Raw genomic sequence first — 17,724 nt, forward strand, 5'->3', positions numbered from 1 at the left:
AGTCCTTTAGTCAAAATTTTTCTTTTATCATTATTCCACTGTATTCCTAAAAATACAACTCATTGATATGATATACTGAATCAACATTTAAAAACAGGTGATAGAATGAAATTCAAAGTCCTAGGTTCTGGTGCAGGCATACCTTCCAGAACAAGAAATACACAGAGTTTCGTGCTGGATGTCGTCGAGGAGATCAACCAGTATTTTCTGATTGATGCTTCGGAAGCACTGCAGCATAGAATACTCGACACGACAATCCGTCCATCAAAGATCAAGCACATCTTCATTACCCATCTTCATGGAGATCATATATTCGGCCTGCCCGGATTCCTCTCCTCCCGTGCACATCAGGGCGGAGAAGGCATCCCCCTCGTTGTCCATGGACCGAAAGGACTCGAGGAGTGGGTGGAAGCGACATTCCGTACGAGCAGTTCACATCTCAACTATCCGATCCAGTTCAATGAAGTCGGCCATGGTGATGCATTTGATGTGGAAGGCTTCACAGTAACAGTACGGCTGCTTGATCATGCCATAGACAGTTTCCTGTATGTATTCGAGGAACCGGATAAGCCAGGGGCACTGAAAAGCGAAAAACTGCGCGATATCGGCATCAGACCCGGCCCTGTCTACAAGGAGATCAAAAGTTCGGATACTTTCGAGCATGAAGGCATCATCTATGAAACTGCCGATTTTCTGAATGCTCCATCAGATGGCCGGAAGATTGCAGTCCATGGAGATACACGGGTGATCCGCGACAAGGAGTACCTGGCCCTGCTGGACGGCGCCGACCTTATTGTCCATGAGGCCACATACCTTCACGGTGAACAGGAAAAAGCACACCTCTATTTCCATTCGGAAATAGACGATGTGCTTATGAACCTTTCACAGATATCCTACTGTCAGCTGCTGTTCAGTCATATCAGCAACCGCTATGATGCGGAGATGGTCCAGCAGGTCGAAGGACAGCTTGCGGAAAATATCAGGATTGCCCATGATTTCCTGGAAATTACCATCCCACGTGATTCGCGATGAAACTTGCTACGACCTTGCGGTACTTCTCGGGATTCCTGTTATAGCTCTCAACATGTCCGCCACGTTCAGGATACCAGGCCGCCTTTGGCGGCTTTTTCTTTTTGTACAGCTGGGTGGTCTGTGTGTAGGGGATGAACTTGTCAGGCTTTGAATGGATGAAGAGCACCGGCTGCCTGATCTGATCCACTACACGGATCGGAGAAACTTTGAATAGTGAAAATCTGCTTCTGATACGGAAGAATATATTTGTAAAGAACAGCACGAGCGGAGAACCGATCTTCGTGTACTGGCTGAATATATTCGTCAGCTCATCTCCGAAAGTGGAGAAGGAAGCGTCCGATATATAGAATTTCGCACGGTTGGATAGTTCACCGGCATAAAGCAGCATCGTTGCAGCCCCCATGGACTCACCATGGATGCCGACTTCGATATCCGGGCCATAGTGGTCGAAAAGGTAGTCCACAACAGTCTCGAGATCATACTTTTCATAGAAGCCGTATGTCGAGTGGACCCCCCCGGTGTTGCCGTGGCGTCTGGCATCGTAGATGACACAGTTGTATCCCATGCCAGTGAACATGTTCAAGTATTTGATCGAGCTGATCTTGTTTTCCGTGACGCCATGGCACAGCACCATCCATTTGTCCGTCTCATTCGGGTGGACAAAAATGGCATTGATGCTGTAGTCGAACCTGGAAGGAATGAGGATATCATCCTGGGGCATGCTCTGGAAAACTTCCATGTTGAGCCGCTTGGCACGGGTCTCACGCCTTTTGATGACCTCCACATCCCTCAGCTTGAAGAACAGTATCTGGCTTGATGCATAGTAGCCGAGTGAGATGAACAGTACAATCAGTGAGCCGACCAGCGCAATCATCCATGCAGCAAATGATTTCATGCTCTATGCGCCTCGTATTTCATCAGTCTGACTGCACTCATGATACGGTCATGGTCCTCCTGTGACAGCTCGGGCATGCGGTTGTAGCTGTCGATGTTCGACTCGAGCTGGGAGAGGCTGCTGACACCATTGACGATGGCTGCATCATGGTGGCGCAGGAACGCGTAGGACAGCGCAGTCAGGTCGGAATGGACTTCACGCAGGGCGCCGATCGTCCGCTTCAGCTCGTCATGCGAGTATTCCAGTACGCCATCCGTAAATTTATTTTCCAGCACCTTATCGGCATTGTTGCTGAGGAGCCCCTTCATTACAGGACCACGGGCCAGGACGCGAACGTCACTGTTCAGACCATCCAGTATTTCAAGGGGTCTGTTGTCGATCGGATTGAACTGCATCATCAGTGTCGCGATGCTGCTGTGCTTCATGTAGTAGTCGATGACGTTCGGGCGGATCGAGGAGATGCCGTAGCTTCTGATGAGGCCTTCCTGCTTCAGATCTTCAAATGCCCCGATTGTTTCGTCCTTGTTGTCCTCGATGGTCCCGCCATGCAGTTGGTAGAGGTCGATCGCTTCGACACCAAGCCTTGAGAGCGACTGCTTGATGGATTCTTTTATATGGGATGCCGAAGGGTTCCAGCCGATCTTCTCCTTGCGGGCTGCATCAAATTCATTTCCCGCTTTTGTACCGATGGTAAAGCTGTAGTCGCCCCGGAATTTCCCGAGCGCCTCACCGACAGCTTTTTCATTTTCACCGAACTGGTACAGATCCGCTGTATCGAAATGGGTGATACCCGCTTCGAGTGCACGTCCGATGATCCTTTCCATTTCATCACTGTCATGAAGTGGCAGATTCATGCATCCGAGTGAAAACTCGGACAGGCTGATATCATCTTTCAACTGAATATTTTTCATATATGTCATGCCTCCATTGATTAGTCATTTAGAATTATACCAACCTCGGGCACGTTCTTGCATCAATTTGCTTGTCGGACCACTTCATAATCACTATATGATTGGGCTTTGCTATGTTAATATACTAACAGTAGGAACAAAAGTTCAGTTAAAGGAGCGGGCATATGAATACAGGGAATGATGACTATTCACACCTCAAGGAGGAGATCACTTCTTCCGAGAGGGTATTCGACGGCAAGGTGATCAAGGTCGACAATAGTACGGTACAACTGCCTGACGGCGGGAGCGCCAGCAGGGAAATCGTATACCACAGGGGTGCTGTATCACTCGTTGCAGTTGCAGGTGATGAGATGTATTTCGTCCGCCAGTACAGGGTGGCGACGGATGACTTCCTGCTTGAAATCCCGGCAGGCAAGATCGAAGTGGGGGAGGCGCCCGATGAGACAGCTGAAAAAGAGCTTAAGGAAGAGATCGGCGGCGTCGCGGAATCATTGCGGAAGATTCATGGCTTCTACGTCTCGCCAGGCTTCTCGAACGAGTACGTCCATCTGTATGAAGCGGATAATATGACGATCGACAAGCAGGCACTCGACGATGACGAGTTTCTGGACATCGTCAAGATCAGACTGTCGGAACTTCCTGCACAGCTTGATAATGGCGCCTTCCAGGACGCCAAAACAGTGATTGGTGTACAGTACGTCATCGCAAAGTATAATTTATAATGATTATAAATACCTTTTAATCATGCGCCAAATTAGTTATAATGTTTGTGATTATCAAACAAAGTAGGTGAACACGTGGAAAACAGGATTCAGAGAATCAAAGAAGCACTTCAGGAGGCCCAGTACAAGCTGACACCCCAGCGAGAGGTGACAGTCAAGGTCCTGCTCGAGAATGAACGTGACCATCTGAGTGCAGAAGACGTCTTTCTCAAAGTGAAGGACAAATATCCCGAAATCGGATTGGCTACGGTCTACCGCACACTCGAGCTGCTGAGTGAACTGAAGATTCTCGATAAAATCAACTTCGGCGATGGGGTCAGCCGCTATGATCTCAGAAAAGAAGGCGCCAAACATTTCCACCATCACCTTGTATGCATGGAATGCGGAGCAGTAGAGGAGATTGAAGAAGACCTGCTGGAAGATGTAGAGAAGATTGTAGAAAAGGAATATAACTTCAAGGTAATGGATCACCGTCTTACTTTTCATGGCATATGCGGCGACTGCCAGAGCAAGAAGGACTAGGTCATGAAAATTGAAGATCATACAGAGGAATATCTCCTTTTTCTGAGTGTTGAAAAAGGCCTGAGCCAGTCATCCATCAGTTCCTACCGTCAGGATCTCATGCAGTATGCGGCTTTTCTTTTGGAAAAAGGAATTGCCGATGCCTCCCTTATCGAAACGGAAATACTGATTGACTTCCTGAAGGATATGCGGGAGTCGGGCAAAAGTGCCAAGACCATTTCACGCATGCAGTCCACATTGAAGAACTTTCATCAGTTTCTGGTCAATGACAACATCGTGAATCATAACCCTGCGCTCAGACTCCATTCGATCAAAGAAGCCAAAACGCTGCCTGTATACTTGACGGTGGAGGAGATGGAGCGGCTGCTGTCCACTCCGGATGCTTCGACTGCCGGCGTGAGGGACAAGGCGATGATGGAACTGCTCTATGCTTCAGGGCTGCGCGTCAGTGAACTGATCGACATCAGGATTACGGACCTGAATGCTGAAATGGGCTTCATCCGCATCATGGGCAAAGGGAATAAGGAGCGGATTGTTCCCATCACGGACTATGTTGGAAGACTGCTCAGAGACTATATTTCAGAAGCGCGGATGACGCTGCTCAAGGAAGACAGCACGGATGTCCTTTTCCTTACGAACCGGGGCAGGGGATTCACACGGCAGGGGCTGTGGAAAACAATCAAGAAATACGAGCTGCAGAGCGGCATCGGCAAAAACATCACCCCGCACACATTCAGGCACTCATTCGCCACACACCTTGTGGAGAATGGCGCCGACCTCCGGGCGGTCCAGGAGATGCTTGGCCACTCGGATATCAGCACGACTCAGATCTATACTCAGATTTCTGCTGTCAAGATCAGAGAAATGTATAAAAAATTCCATCCAAGAAAGTAGGAGATTCATATGTTCAAAAGAATACATCTGATTGTGCTCGATTCAGTGGGTATCGGTGCACAGCGTGACGCTGCCGACTTCGGCGATACTGGTGCACATACACTGAAGCACACACTGGAGCACCATCCTGTAGCGCTGCCGAATCTTGAGCGCTTCGGACTCGGCTGCATCGATAAACTGCCGGGTGTCGGATGTCCCGACCAGCCGGAAGCCTTCTACAGCAAGATGAGTGAAATTTCACAGGGCAAGGATACGATGACCGGCCACTGGGAAATTGCCGGACTGAACATCAAAAAGCCATTCAAGGTCTATCCCGACGGCTTCCCGGAAGCACTGCTCGATAGGATCCGTGAAGCGACCGGCCGCAATATTGTCGGCAACAAGCCGGCAAGCGGTACGGAAATCATCAAGGAGTATGGTGAGCATCAGATGAAGACGGGCGATCTGATCGTCTATACATCGAATGACCCAGTGCTCCAGATTGCAGCACACGAAGACATCATCCCTCTGGATGAACTCTATACAATATGCGAGAAAGTCCGTGCAATGACGACGGATCCGGACTTCCTCGTCGGCCGTGTCATCGCAAGACCATATGTCGGGGAGTCGAAAGAGACTTTCGAACGGACGGAAAACAGGCACGACTATGCGCTGGAACCATTCGGAACGACGGTGCTGAACGCACTTCAGGATAATGGCAACGATGTCATCGCCATCGGCAAGATCGATGATATCTTCACAGGATCCGGTGTGACGGACGCTGTACGGACGAAAAACAACAGCGACGGAGTAGACAAGCTTCTTCAGGTGATGGACCGGGAATTTACCGGACTGTCATTCCTGAACCTGGTCGATTTTGATGCGCTCTACGGCCACAGAAGAAACCCGGAAGGCTACAGCGATGCACTGAAAGCATTCGATGACCGTCTGCCTGAGATAGAATCGAAGCTCGCTGAAGATGATCTGCTGATCATTACAGCAGACCATGGCAATGATCCGACATTCGAAGGCACCGACCACACGCGCGAATTTGTACCGCTTCTGATCAGAAGCGGCGGCAGTTCAAATTACGGACCACTCAGGGATTCCGACACATTCAGCGACATTGCAGCAACAATCGCTGATAATTTCAAAATTGAATATGATACACATGGCGAAAGCCTGCTCAGGGACATTACATGAAGAACAGATACTTCACCTTCATTCTGATTGCTGTTCTTGCCATCGTCTGGGGCTTCGCATACTGGATCATTTTTCTATAGAAAACATCATCTCTGATGTTTTCTTTTTTTGATGGCCGCCTCCCGCTCCCGGATGACATCGGATCTGTCCCTCAGACGGTGCTTGTGGACAATTGCCTCATCGGATACAAAACGGTATTCCAAATCTTTTCTGAATGCCTCGTAAGTCATGCCACCGGCATACTCCTGATGCAATGCCCGCCACATCCGGTCGGTCAGCGGGAACGGCATGGGGGTGAATGCAGCATCGGGCATCCGGGCCAGCCGCCTGTGCATCATGCCGATCAGGTCATCCGTCACCCCGAGTGACGCCAGGTCGTAGTCGTTTTCACGATATAGTCTGAGTGCACGTCCGTAGGATTTCACAGCGCCGGTGATGTTTTGCCGGCGGTAATGGTATTCTCCCGTTGCGAGCAGGATGAGAAAGACTTCAGCATCCTTTTTTGTGAACATGGGCTTTGATTTCCATGCTTCCTCCATGATTTCATGGCATTCGAAGTAATCTTGCTTTATAATGAGTTCGTTATAGAAATCCATGAGATGTAGCAGTTGCATACGATCGTCTCCTGATATTGAGGTAATTGGAATGAATGGTTATAAAGTACAGCTTGATGTGTTCGAGGGTCCACTGGATCTGCTCCTGCACCTGATAAAAGAACTTGAGATTGATATTTATGATATCCCGATGAAGACTCTTACCCGTCAGTATATGGAATATATTGATGAAATGAAAGAGCTTGAAATCAATGTGGCAAGCGAGTATCTGGTCATGGCAAGTGAGCTTTTGAAAATCAAGAGCCGCATGCTGCTCCCGGAACCTTCCCATATGGAGGAGGAATATGAAGACCCGCGGGAGTCGCTGATGGAGCAGCTGATCGAATACCAGAACTATAAGCAGTATGCCGAACAGCTGGCCGAGATGAAGATGGAAAACGAAAAACTGTATATCAAAGCACCGCATGAATTCGAGGAGGCGGATACGGACAATACACCACTCGACATTTCCCTTGCCGATCTTGTCGCCGCCTATCAGAAGGTGCGTGCGCGGGTCGCCGTCGATCGCCCGAAAAATATAACCATCAAGAGAGAGCCGGTGTCCCGGGAAGCAGCCGAAACGTTCCTGCGCAGCCGGTTTGCACAGAAGCAGGTGTTGAAGATCGACGAACTGTTCACTTTTACGGAGTCGAGACAGAAGATCGTTGCCGTCTTCATCGTAGTTCTGGAGTACATCAAAGACAGGCAGCTGGCAATACGCACAGATGCCGAAAATGATTTTGAGATTGAAAGGCTGTATGATTAATGGATAAGATCGATATTATAGAAGGGCTTTTGTATATAGCAGGAGATGTAGGGCTCTCGGAAGAGCAGCTCATCATGCATGTCCCGATTACAAAAACCCAGCTCGAAAGTACTTTGGAAAAATATGAAAAGTCCAACTTCACCATCCAGAAGCACGGTGGGAAGTACTTTTTGAAAACAACACAAGGCATGGAGAAGTACATCCAGAGGATCCTCGATGATAGGCCAAGCCAAAAGCTCTCCCAGGCCTCACTCGAGGTGCTGTCGATCATCGCCTATAACCAGCCTGTATCCCGGGGGGATATCGAGGCATTGCGCGGCGTGGCTTCTGATGGGCCGGTGTCCACACTGCTCGGCAAAGGGCTGATCACCAAAAAGAATATGAATGAGGAAAGAGCTGTACACTTTGCAACGACAGACTACTTTCTGCAGCTGTTCGGACTTGCCGGTCTGGACGAGCTGCCATCGCAGAAGGAAATGATGGAACAGGAAGAAATGGATCTATTTTTTGAAAGCATGGAGGAGGAATATTAATATGGAAGAAATACGTCTACAGAAAGCAATTGCAAATAGTGGGGTGGCATCAAGAAGAAAAGCGGAAGTCATGATCACCGAAGGCCGCGTAAAGGTCAATGACAAGACAGTCACGGAACTGGGCACGAAAGTCAAAGAGACGGACAGGGTCGAAGTGGATGGCATACCGCTCAGCCAGGAGGAGAAGGTGCATATCCTGTACTACAAGCCTACGGGTGAGATTTCGGCTGCTGAAGATGATAGGAGCCGTCGCACGGTAGTGGACGCGTTCGAACAGATGGACGTGCGCCTGTATCCTGTCGGCCGTCTCGACTATGATACTTCAGGCATACTGCTCATGACGAATGATGGGGAATTCACCCAGTACATGACCCACCCGAAATACGAGATGAGCAAGACATACCGTGTCAAGATCGATGGCATACTGAAGCGTGAGGAACAAAAGCAGATGCGCAAGGGCATTCCTCTCGAGGATGGCATGACGGCTCCCGCCGGCCTGAAAGTGATCCGCGACAAGAATGATCGCCAGATGATTCTTGAATTGACCATCCATGAAGGGCGCAACCGCCAGGTCAGAAGAATGTTCGAATACTTCGGTCTCAGAGTCGTCAAACTGACGAGAATCAGCTACGACTTCCTGAACCTCAATGGACTGGCTGAAGGCGAGTACAGATTCCTGAAACCGCATGAAGTGAAGAAGTTGATTGCGAATGCCAAGGCGGAATAGCCGTATCCAATTGTCATAATACTGTCATACAGGGCATTTTTATTAGATGCTATAATGTTAGACATGAATAAATGTACAGGTAGGTGAAAAATATGAAGGGACGTACTCGTAATATTCTTAGAGTGAGCATCATCACCACCATTGCGCTGCTCATAGGAATTACAGTGTGGTTCAACCTGACTTCAGGCACCAAAGCTGTCGAAGTGGGGGATGAAGCGGTGGACTTCAGACTGACGACTCTGGACGGCGAAGAAGTCCAGCTGTCCGAACTGACTGAGGATAAGGGCGTCATTCTGAACTTCTGGGGCACATGGTGCAAGCCATGCCGTGAAGAAATGCCCGATATGAACGCAGTATACCTGGAAGGCCACGAGGATTATGAAATTGTCGCCGTCAACGTTGCAGAAAATGCACAGCAGATCGAGCAGTTCATTTCCGGACTTGATGCAGACCTCGAATTCCCGATTGCAATGGACCAGTCGAGAAGCGTAACCGAAGCCTACAACATCGGACCGCTGCCGACCACCATCGCTGTCAGCAAGGAAGGCATCGTCGTCAAAAAGCAGGAATATCAGCTCACTCCCGAGGATATTTCATTATTTATCAGTGAAGCCACAGAATAGGATGAATGAGCAATGCAACCAAATGAAATAAAATGTGAATCGTGTGGTCATGTCAATCCACCGGGCACCCAGCTGTGCCAGTCCTGTGGCAAGATGATCAACAGCGATTATGACAAGGATAAAATAAAGGACCTGATGCGGTATGATGGCAGTGCTGTCAGATCAAAGGTCAGATCAAAAAGCATCTTCGACAAGATCTGGATATTTTTCACTTCCGTCAAAGTCGGCGTGTCGATCATACTGGCCATTGCAGTGGCTGCAGCAATCGGAACCATCTTCCCTCAGGAGTACTTCATCCCGATCGGTGTGGACGCAGCAGAATACTACCAGGAGAACTACGGAAGCCTCGGCTATCTGTACTATTCCCTGGGTTTCCATAACCTCTACTCTTCGTGGTGGTTCCTCATACTGAATGGCCTGCTTGCGCTCTCCATCATTGCAGCAAGCATAGACCGGGGCGTACCGCTTTTCAAATCCCTTCATAAGCAGCGTGTCAAGAAGCACGACAGCTTCTTCAGAAGACAGAGGCTCTACCTTGCAGAAGATGGGCAGCCGGATACCGATGCACTTGTCGGGGCATTCAGCAAAAAGAGATACAAGGTCAAACAGGATGGCGGCAACTTTCTTCTTGAGAAGGGCAGGCTGTCCCGCTACGGACCCTACATCAACCATACCGGTCTGATCATACTGCTCTTCGGCAGCATGCTGAGGTTCTTCCCGGGCATGTATGTGGATGAAATCGTCCACATCAATGAGGGCGAGACCGAAGAACTGCCTACGACAGATGGACAATACTACGTGAAGAACGAAGCATTTACACTCGATACCTACGATGAGAATGCCAATGAAGTATTCGACCAGGCACTGGACAGCAGCAACCAGGTCATCAGCAATTTCCAGACGGATATCACTTTCTATGAAAATAATAGTGCGGACATCGTCGGTGCGTCACCGGAGCTTGAAAAGGTGGATGACTACAGCATACGCGTCAACCATCCGTACCGCTTCGATGATTACGAGCTATACCAGTCCAGCTATGATAATTCCCAACTCAAATCCATGACTTTCAGACTTGAAGATGCCGACGGCAATACGGTGGGTGAGAACTTCACGGTCAATCTGGAGAACCCTGAGGAAAGCTTTGAAGTCAATGATGATATTTCTGTGAACATGCGGGCATACTCTCCGGATTTCCAGGAAATTGCCGAAAATGGTACATTGGTATCAGCAACCCCTGTTCCAAGGAATCCCGCTTTCGTATTTGAAGTGGCCGACGGCGGGGAAAGCGAACTCAGCCTGCTCCAGATCATGAACAGTACGGATATTACACAAGATAACGACTACAGCATCCGTTTCGTTTCTGCCGAGGAGCATATGGCCAGTGTACTGACACTGAAGAAGGATCTGACAATTCCTTTCATCGCTACAGGATTCGTCATTTTCCTGATCGGACTCTTTACCGGATCCTACGTCAACCACCGGAGAATCTGGATCAGATCTGAAGACGGCTTCATGCTGGCAGCACATACCAATAAGAACTACTTCGGCATGAAGAAGGAAATAAACGAAGTTCTTGAATCCAATGGACTCGGCAAAGTCGGGGATAAGCTGGATGATGAGGATAAAGACATAGACAAGGAGTAATAAAATGGCATCTCAACTCGTATCAATCAGCAGTACGCTGCTGTACGTCGCATTCATACTGTATCTTGTCGCAATGCTTCCATTGGCGACCAGTATAAAATCAAAATCAAACAAGCCTGCCAAAATAGGCGTGACAATGGTCATCATCGGATTCATCATGCAGATTTCCTATTTCATTCTCAGATGGATAGCACAGGGCCACGCACCAGTATCGAACATGTATGAATTCATCACCATGTTCGCCATCATGATCGTTGCCGGCTATCTGATCACATACTTCTATTTCAAAACAAACATTTTCGGATTGTTTGCACTGCCGATCTCCATGCTGCTCATGGCATACGGCAGCATGTTCTCAAGAGAAGTGGAGCCGCTGATTCCTGCGCTGCAGAGCAGCTGGCTTGCCATCCATGTCATTACGGTGACGCTTGCTTATGGTATACTGTCAATGAGTGCAGTTGCTGGTCTGATCTACCTGCTGAAGGCAGTTCCAGCGACTGAAAAATCTTGGCGGGCCCGTTTCCTGGAAGCCATCATGGCAGGTATCGTCACTGTCATCGTCTTCATTGGAACAACCATGATCATGGAGAATGTTGTAGGCTATCAGGATGATTTCCTTTATACGGACAAGCAGGGACAGAACCAGGTGGCAGAATACCATCTGCCGAGTCTGATCAACTTCGAAGGCGCAGTTGCGGTCGAGCATACCGGTGACAACAACTACGAGGAAGCACAGCATTTCCATACCGGCATCAACCTGCCGCCACTCATCGACTCCCAGAAGCTCAATACCGTCATCTGGTCGGTCATTCTCGGTGCAATCGTCTATGGCATCATCCGCCTCATACTGAGAAGGCGCATCATTGCAGTACTGAAGCCTTGGTCCAATAAAGCGGATCTCAACCTGATGGATGAAATCGGCTATCGTTCCGTCATCATCGGCTTCCCGATATTCGCACTCGGCGGCATATTCTTTGCTGCCATCTGGGCACAGATTGCCTGGAGCAGATTCTGGGGCTGGGATCCGAAGGAAACATGGGCATTCATCACATTCATGTTCTATACGATATTCCTGCACCTGCGCCTCAATAGAGGGTATGAAGGTGAAAAGTCCGCATGGCTCGCCATCATCGGCTTCCTGCTCATCCTTTTCAACCTGATCGCCATCAACCTGCTCGTTGCAGGCCTGCACTCCTACGCATAATATGAAAAGAGGGTTTATATGTCTGAGAAAATTCTCATAGTGGATGATGAAGATCGCATCAGAAAACTGCTCAACATGTATCTGGTGCGGGAAGGCTACGAAATCACCGAAGCGGATAACGGGGAAGATGCTCTGGAGCTGGCACTGGAACAGGATTTCCACTGCATACTGCTCGATCTGATGATGCCGAAGATGGATGGCATCGAAGTGGCGAAGCGTCTCAGAACCCAGAAATCCACCCCGATCATCATGCTGACTGCAAAAGGTGAGGAAAACAACCGGGTGGAAGGCTTTGAAGTGGGGGCGGATGACTATATTGTCAAACCGTTCTCTCCAAGGGAAGTGGTTCTGCGGGTGAAAGCCATCCTCCGCCGTTCCTCTGAGACGGCATTCATCGAGGCAGATTCATCCACGAAAGATATCATCGTCTATGATCATCTTGTCATCGACAACGATGCCCACAGGGTCCTCGCTGAAGATGTCAAAGTGAATCTGACACCAAAAGAATACGAACTGCTGCTGTTTCTGGCGCGCAGTCCCGACAAGGTATTCGATCGTGAAGAACTGCTCAGGGAAGTCTGGCACTATGATTTCTATGGAGACCTGAGAACTGTGGATACACATGTGAAGCGCCTGCGGGAGAAGCTCAACAAAGTTTCTCCGGAAGCAAGCGAAATGATCCATACTGTTTGGGGCATCGGATACAAGTTCGAGGTCAATGAATAATGCGCGTAATCAACAGCATCGTTACAAAACTGTGGTTGACTATCATTCTGATAGTAACGACAGTTTTAATTATATTATCGGTCATTTTAAGCATGTACTTCCGCAATTACGTGCTCAATTCCACAGAGACACTGCTCGATGAGGAAATCACCCGTCTGGAAGAGATTGTGCTTGCAGAACATGATATGGAAGATATGGATTCGGTTCTGCTCCGCGAAGACAATCTGATCCTCTATACCGAGGGGCAGATGATCTCCCATCAGTCTGCCACCGATGAAGCCATCTATCAGCGGATACTGGACGGGGAAGGCACGGGTCCCACATTCATTCTGGAAGATGTACACAACCATGACTATATGGTCAAAGTGTCGAACTTGAGCAGCTACTTTGATACTGACGTCGCCTTGATCAAGTACAGGGACCTTGAAGATATCAACCAGTCGATGCGGGCTGTCACAATCATCATCATCGGCAGCGCATTCGTGCTGTTTCTGATTACGACTTCATTTGCATTCTTTCTGATCAACAGGATCACAAGGCCGCTGATCAATCTCAGAAGTGCCGCATTCTCCACAGCGAAAGGAAATTATAATACGCTCGAGGTGAAAAGCAGGGACGAGATCGGCGAGCTGACGCTCGCATTCAACAAGATGAACAATGATATCAAGCATAATATTTCGGAAATTACCCATGAACGGAACTTACGCGAACAGATATTCACCTATATGAATGAAGGCGTCCTGTACTATAACAGCGAGGCGGAGCTGATATACAGCAATCAGAAGGGGAGGGAACTCCATGATCTGATTGTCCAGCACCAGGCGGAGCGCACGCGCTTCATCGAGAACATAAGGGAGATTGCCAGAAACCGCGAGTCGGCCATTGAAAGGATGGAGATGGATGAGCGGCATCTGCAGTTCTCCTACACACCGGTTGAAGAAGGGGATGTCGTCTATGGTGTCATCCTCCTCGTCAAGGATATTACTGAAGAGGTCGGAACAGAGAAGATGCGCTCCGAATTCATCGCCAACGTGTCCCACGAACTGAAAACACCGATGGTCATGCTGAGCGGCTATTCCGAAGCACTGCTCGATGATATCGTCACCGACCCCGCCGAAGTCAAAGAGATGATCGGCATCATCAAAGATGAATCCGACCGCATGAATACAATGGTCAATGAACTGATCACCATTGCACGCATGGACAGCCGATCGGACTTCTTCCATATAGAACAGAATGACTTCGGTCAGCTGCTAGATAAGCTGTCAAGCCGTTTCAGACACGAAATGATAGACAACGGCATACAGTTCTCCATCAGTGCCAAGGATGAAGAGATGGTTTTCGACTTCGATTACGACAAGCTGAGCCAGGTTTTCACGAATCTTCTGGACAACGCAATCCGCTATACATCGGAAGGGGATCACATCACCATCAGTGTGGACAGGACGGAGCGCTACTTCATCATCGATGTGGCGGATACCGGCACAGGCATCCGGACAGAGCACCAGAAACGCATATTCGAGCGTTTCTATAAGGTGGATGAATCAAGAACCCGCGGCCAGCACGGCACAGGCCTTGGACTCTATATCGTCAAAAGCATCATCCATCGGCATAATGGCTCGATAGAGCTCGACAGTACATTCAGCAAAGGCACCACTTTCCGGATCACACTACCAAAAAAACATATAGAGGAATGATGTGTATGAAAAGAAAAAGACTGGAAAGATTGATCATCATAAGTATACTGGCCGCATTGTCGTTCATCCTTATGCTTATCCAGTTTCCAATTCCATTTCTGCCTCCCTTCCTGACAGTCGATTTCTCCGATATACCAGCATTCATCGGTTTCATCGTCTTCGGCGGTGGGGCAGGCGCACTCATCATCATCATGAAAATCGTCCTGTATGGACTGCTGATGGCAAGTGAGCCCATCGGCCCGCTGTCCAACATGCTTGCGGCGTTCTCTCTGCTTCTGCCGATCTATTTCATCTACGCAAAGTACCGTACGAAACGTTCGCTGATTGCCGGGTTCATAGCAGGCATCATTGTACTCACAGCCATGATGGCGGTACTGAACTATTTTGTCCTGCTGCCGATGTACGGCATCATCGTCGACCAGTCGGATCTGATTGCGAATATTCGTGCTGTAGTGACAGCAGGCATCATCCCGTTCAATCTGATAAAAGGTACACTCGTATGTCTTGCGGCCTACATTGTCTATGTAAAGGTGATACCGAAACTTGTAAAATAAACAAAGCGTGCCAACAGGAATACAGAGTTCCTGATGGCACGCTTCATATTCATTCGTATTTCAGTGCGTCTCCGTCAAACGGCTGGTCTTCGACTTTGATTGAATCTGTCGGACAGCCATCGAAGGCATCTTCCATATCTTCGAGCAATTCATCCGGAACCGCCATGGTTCCCTGATTATCATCCAGTATGACGTAGGCGATCCCGTCATCATCATAATCATATATATCAGGTGCCGCTGCACCACATGCACCACATGCGATGCAGGTATCCATATCGACAATGGTATATTTCTTTCCGCTCACTATTTTCACCTCTCAACCATTTCTTCCCCTTCATTCTACGGCTATTCAAGTTATAATTCAATTATATTCAGCTCCGGCGGCTACAATACGACCTTAGTCGTAAAGTGGAATCACTGCCTCTTTAAAATAAGAGGGAAACATACTATAATTGAAATGAAATATACAGTTTGAGGAGAATGTCCATGAAAGATGACTTCTATAAAGACATAGAACATAAACGTGCTTCGAAAGAAGAGAAGGATAAAAAAACCAGACAGCAGTCTGAGGAGCAGAAAACACCTGACAGGAACTTCAGCCGGGCTGAGCGCCACAGACCGAAAGAAAAGGACAAAGGCAGACCGAAGAGCCAGCAGAATGAACGCCTCAAGGCATGGCGCCAGAAGATTGATGAGAATGTCAACAAGGAGAAGCTTGAAAAAGGGAAGGCACTTTTTGCAGGCAAACTCTCCGCGTACAGTAGAAGAGTCAAAGATGAACTCAAAGTCTCGAAGGAAAAGCTGTCGGAAGTACGTCCAGCACGCAAGCAAGCCGAAAAGACGGATGACGACGGCGGAAGAAGAGGATTTGCACCGACACTGATTGCAGGTATCCTCATCCTGCCTGTAACCATCATTCTTGGTGTACTCATCATCAGTAATTTCTGGCCGACGGAGGATCCAGGTGCGATGGTGGCGGACAATGCTGAAGAGTCAAACGAAGAAGCATCGGAGGAAACCGTGGAAGAATCTTCAGAGGAAGTGAATGAGGACCTTCAGGACCAGAAGGCGGAGCTGGAGCGTGAGCTTGCCGAATCAAGAGACGAGACAGGTGGCAATGATCTGGCTACAGGATCGGTTGAATTCGAATACAGTGAGGAAGAACAGTCCGAACTGGAAGCTGCAGCATCTACAGCCATAGAAGATAAGGCATCAGGAGAAGCGGCCGATTCAAGTACCAGTGTAGTGGAAGCACCTGAAGAATCAACAGAAGAAGCAGAAGTGGCAACCGAAGAAACGCCGGAAGAATCGACTGAAGAAGCACCTGAAACATCAGGTGGCACCACCCATGTCATACGGGAAGGCGAGAACGTCTATCGAATCGCAATGCGATACTATGGCAGCGGCAGCGCAGAAAACGTCAGTAAGATACTGGAAGCCAATGGTGTCGATGCGAATTCACTATCCGTCGGACAGGAACTGGTCATCCCAGAATAGAAAGGTGTTTGACATGAAGCATATCGAGACAATCATCATAGGGGCAGGACCATGCGGCCTGTCCACAGCGATAGAACTGCAGAACAGGAATATGGACTATCTGGTCATTGAAAAGGGGAATATTGTCGAGGCGATATACAACTATCCGACCCATCAGACCTTCTTCTCCTCAAGCGAGAAGCTGTCCATCGGAGAGTTCCCATTCATTACAGAAGAGCACAAACCGAAAAGAAACCAGGCGCTCGTCTACTATCGGGAAGTCGTCAAGCATTTCAACCTCAATATCAATACCTACGAAGAAGTGACGTCCGGACGCAGGGCAGAGGACAAGTTCATTCTCGAGACTTCAAAGGGCAAGTACAGCTGCAGCCAGCTTGTAATTGCGACCGGCTATTATGGCCAGCCGAATGCGCTCAATGTTCCGGGCGAACATAAAAGCAAAGTCCATCACTATTTCAAGGAAGCCCACCCATTCTTCAATCAAAATGTACTGATCATCGGTGGAAAGAACTCCAGCGTGGATGCGGCCATTGAACTGGAGAAGGCGGGCAGCAATGTGACTGTCGTCTACCGCCAGGGTGCCTATTCCAAAAGCGTAAAGCCGTGGGTGCTGCCGCAATTCGATTCACTGGTTAAAAATGAAAGAGTGGCAATGCATTTCAGTACGGACGTCGTGGACATCAAGGATGACAGTGTGGTACTTGAAAAAGAGGGCGAAACATTCGAAATTCAAAACGATCATGTGTTTGCGATGATCGGGTATCATCCCGACTATCGTCTGCTGACGTCATTCGGTGTCGAACTGAACGAAAACAGCCATGGTGTTGCCCCGCTGCACAGCAAGGAGACGATGGAAACCAATGTGGACGGACTGTACATTGCCGGAGTCATTGCTGCAGGCAATGATGCCAATACCATCTTCATAGAAAATGGCAGATTCCATGGTGGTGCCATTGCAGAGGATATTCAAAAAAGGAAATAGCTGTATATAAAACAGCGCCT

Annotated in this window: 20 protein-coding genes; 16 read left to right on the top strand and 4 right to left on the bottom strand. The window is 48.7% G+C overall.

The features are described from left to right. The first annotated feature begins 105 nt into the window (after positions 1–105). Positions 106–1,032 carry an MBL fold metallo-hydrolase gene (locus tag J4760_RS03205; RefSeq protein ID WP_237604762.1) on the top strand — a complete coding sequence of 309 codons (927 nt, stop codon included), beginning with the start codon at positions 106–108 and terminating at the stop codon, positions 1,030–1,032. Here J4760_RS03205 and J4760_RS03210 read toward each other — a convergent pair. Further along, the gene (locus tag J4760_RS03210) at positions 1,007–1,927 is read right to left on the bottom strand and encodes an alpha/beta hydrolase (RefSeq protein WP_237604763.1); all 921 of its coding nucleotides are present in this window, start codon (positions 1,925–1,927) and stop codon (positions 1,007–1,009) included. The genes J4760_RS03205 and J4760_RS03210 overlap by 26 nt on opposite strands. After that, positions 1,924–2,838, bottom strand: a complete 915-nt coding sequence (locus J4760_RS03215) for an aldo/keto reductase (protein ID WP_237604764.1) — start codon at positions 2,836–2,838, stop codon at positions 1,924–1,926. Before J4760_RS03215 ends, J4760_RS03210 begins: the two co-directional genes overlap by 4 nt. Before the next feature lie 164 nt (positions 2,839–3,002). Between J4760_RS03215 and J4760_RS03220 the strand changes: the two genes are divergently transcribed. From J4760_RS03220 to deoB, 4 genes are all read left to right on the top strand, one after another. Continuing rightward, positions 3,003–3,560: an NUDIX hydrolase gene (locus J4760_RS03220; RefSeq protein WP_237604765.1), complete on the top strand. Its 558-nt coding sequence runs from the start codon at positions 3,003–3,005 to the stop codon at positions 3,558–3,560. 75 nt (positions 3,561–3,635) lie between these two features. Further along, positions 3,636–4,082 (top strand): ferric iron uptake transcriptional regulator, encoded by a 447-nt coding sequence (gene fur / locus J4760_RS03225; RefSeq protein WP_145286247.1) that lies wholly within the window; start codon positions 3,636–3,638, stop codon positions 4,080–4,082. A 9-nt stretch (positions 4,083–4,091) separates the two neighbouring features. Next, entirely contained in the window at positions 4,092–4,976 is an 885-nt protein-coding gene (xerD, locus tag J4760_RS03230; protein ID WP_186365488.1) for a site-specific tyrosine recombinase XerD, read from the top strand. A 9-nt stretch (positions 4,977–4,985) separates the two neighbouring features. Continuing rightward, on the top strand, positions 4,986–6,158 hold the full coding sequence (deoB, locus tag J4760_RS03235) for a phosphopentomutase (RefSeq protein ID WP_237604766.1): 1,173 nt from the start codon (positions 4,986–4,988) through the stop codon (positions 6,156–6,158). 86 nt (positions 6,159–6,244) lie between these two features. Here the strand turns inward: deoB and J4760_RS03240 are convergent, their stop codons facing one another. After that, a complete protein-coding gene (locus J4760_RS03240; RefSeq protein WP_237604767.1) occupies positions 6,245–6,772 on the bottom strand; it encodes a DUF309 domain-containing protein in 528 nt (175 codons plus the stop codon). 31 nt (positions 6,773–6,803) lie between these two features. Here J4760_RS03240 and J4760_RS03245 point away from each other — a divergent pair, with 31 nt between their 5' ends. The 9 genes from J4760_RS03245 (at position 6,804) to J4760_RS03285 (ending at position 15,225) form a co-directional block, all read left to right on the top strand. Further along, on the top strand, positions 6,804–7,517 hold the full coding sequence (locus tag J4760_RS03245) for a segregation and condensation protein A (RefSeq protein ID WP_145286258.1): 714 nt from the start codon (positions 6,804–6,806) through the stop codon (positions 7,515–7,517). Then, positions 7,517–8,050 (top strand): SMC-Scp complex subunit ScpB, encoded by a 534-nt coding sequence (gene scpB / locus J4760_RS03250; RefSeq protein ID WP_145286260.1) that lies wholly within the window; start codon positions 7,517–7,519, stop codon positions 8,048–8,050. Before J4760_RS03245 ends, scpB begins: the two co-directional genes overlap by 1 nt. After that, the gene (locus tag J4760_RS03255; RefSeq protein WP_370637543.1) at positions 8,046–8,777 is read left to right on the top strand and encodes a pseudouridine synthase; all 732 of its coding nucleotides are present in this window, start codon (positions 8,046–8,048) and stop codon (positions 8,775–8,777) included. The genes scpB and J4760_RS03255 overlap by 5 nt, the downstream gene beginning before the upstream one ends. Before the next feature lie 92 nt (positions 8,778–8,869). Then, positions 8,870–9,400, top strand: coding sequence for a redoxin domain-containing protein (locus J4760_RS03260; RefSeq protein ID WP_145286266.1), 531 nt, complete (start codon positions 8,870–8,872; stop codon positions 9,398–9,400). A 12-nt stretch (positions 9,401–9,412) separates the two neighbouring features. After that, a complete protein-coding gene (locus J4760_RS03265) occupies positions 9,413–11,044 on the top strand; it encodes a cytochrome c biogenesis ResB family protein (RefSeq protein ID WP_237604769.1) in 1,632 nt (543 codons plus the stop codon). A 4-nt stretch (positions 11,045–11,048) separates the two neighbouring features. Beyond that, a complete protein-coding gene (gene ccsB / locus J4760_RS03270; protein ID WP_145286273.1) occupies positions 11,049–12,248 on the top strand; it encodes a c-type cytochrome biogenesis protein CcsB in 1,200 nt (399 codons plus the stop codon). Between the two features lie 18 nt (positions 12,249–12,266). Beyond that, a complete protein-coding gene (locus J4760_RS03275) occupies positions 12,267–12,974 on the top strand; it encodes a response regulator transcription factor (protein WP_145286275.1) in 708 nt (235 codons plus the stop codon). Continuing rightward, positions 12,974–14,671: a HAMP domain-containing sensor histidine kinase gene (locus J4760_RS03280; protein WP_237604770.1), complete on the top strand. Its 1,698-nt coding sequence runs from the start codon at positions 12,974–12,976 to the stop codon at positions 14,669–14,671. Before J4760_RS03275 ends, J4760_RS03280 begins: the two co-directional genes overlap by 1 nt. A gap of 5 nt (positions 14,672–14,676) precedes the next feature. Next, positions 14,677–15,225, top strand: a complete 549-nt coding sequence (locus J4760_RS03285) for an ECF transporter S component (RefSeq protein ID WP_145286281.1) — start codon at positions 14,677–14,679, stop codon at positions 15,223–15,225. Positions 15,226–15,274: 49 nt separating this feature from the next. Here the strand turns inward: J4760_RS03285 and J4760_RS03290 are convergent, their stop codons facing one another. Continuing rightward, entirely contained in the window at positions 15,275–15,499 is a 225-nt protein-coding gene (locus J4760_RS03290) for a 4Fe-4S domain-containing protein (protein WP_145287363.1), read from the bottom strand. Positions 15,500–15,711: 212 nt separating this feature from the next. On the opposite strand from J4760_RS03290, the gene J4760_RS03295 reads away from it, so the two are divergent. Continuing rightward, entirely contained in the window at positions 15,712–16,722 is a 1,011-nt protein-coding gene (locus J4760_RS03295) for a LysM peptidoglycan-binding domain-containing protein (protein WP_237604771.1), read from the top strand. Positions 16,723–16,735: 13 nt separating this feature from the next. Continuing rightward, positions 16,736–17,704: a YpdA family putative bacillithiol disulfide reductase gene (locus J4760_RS03300; RefSeq protein ID WP_145286286.1), complete on the top strand. Its 969-nt coding sequence runs from the start codon at positions 16,736–16,738 to the stop codon at positions 17,702–17,704. Positions 17,705–17,724: the final 20 nt, after the last annotated feature.

Source organism: Salinicoccus sp. ID82-1 (assembly GCF_021991715.1).
Classification (GTDB): domain Bacteria; phylum Bacillota; class Bacilli; order Staphylococcales; family Salinicoccaceae; genus Salinicoccus; species Salinicoccus cyprini.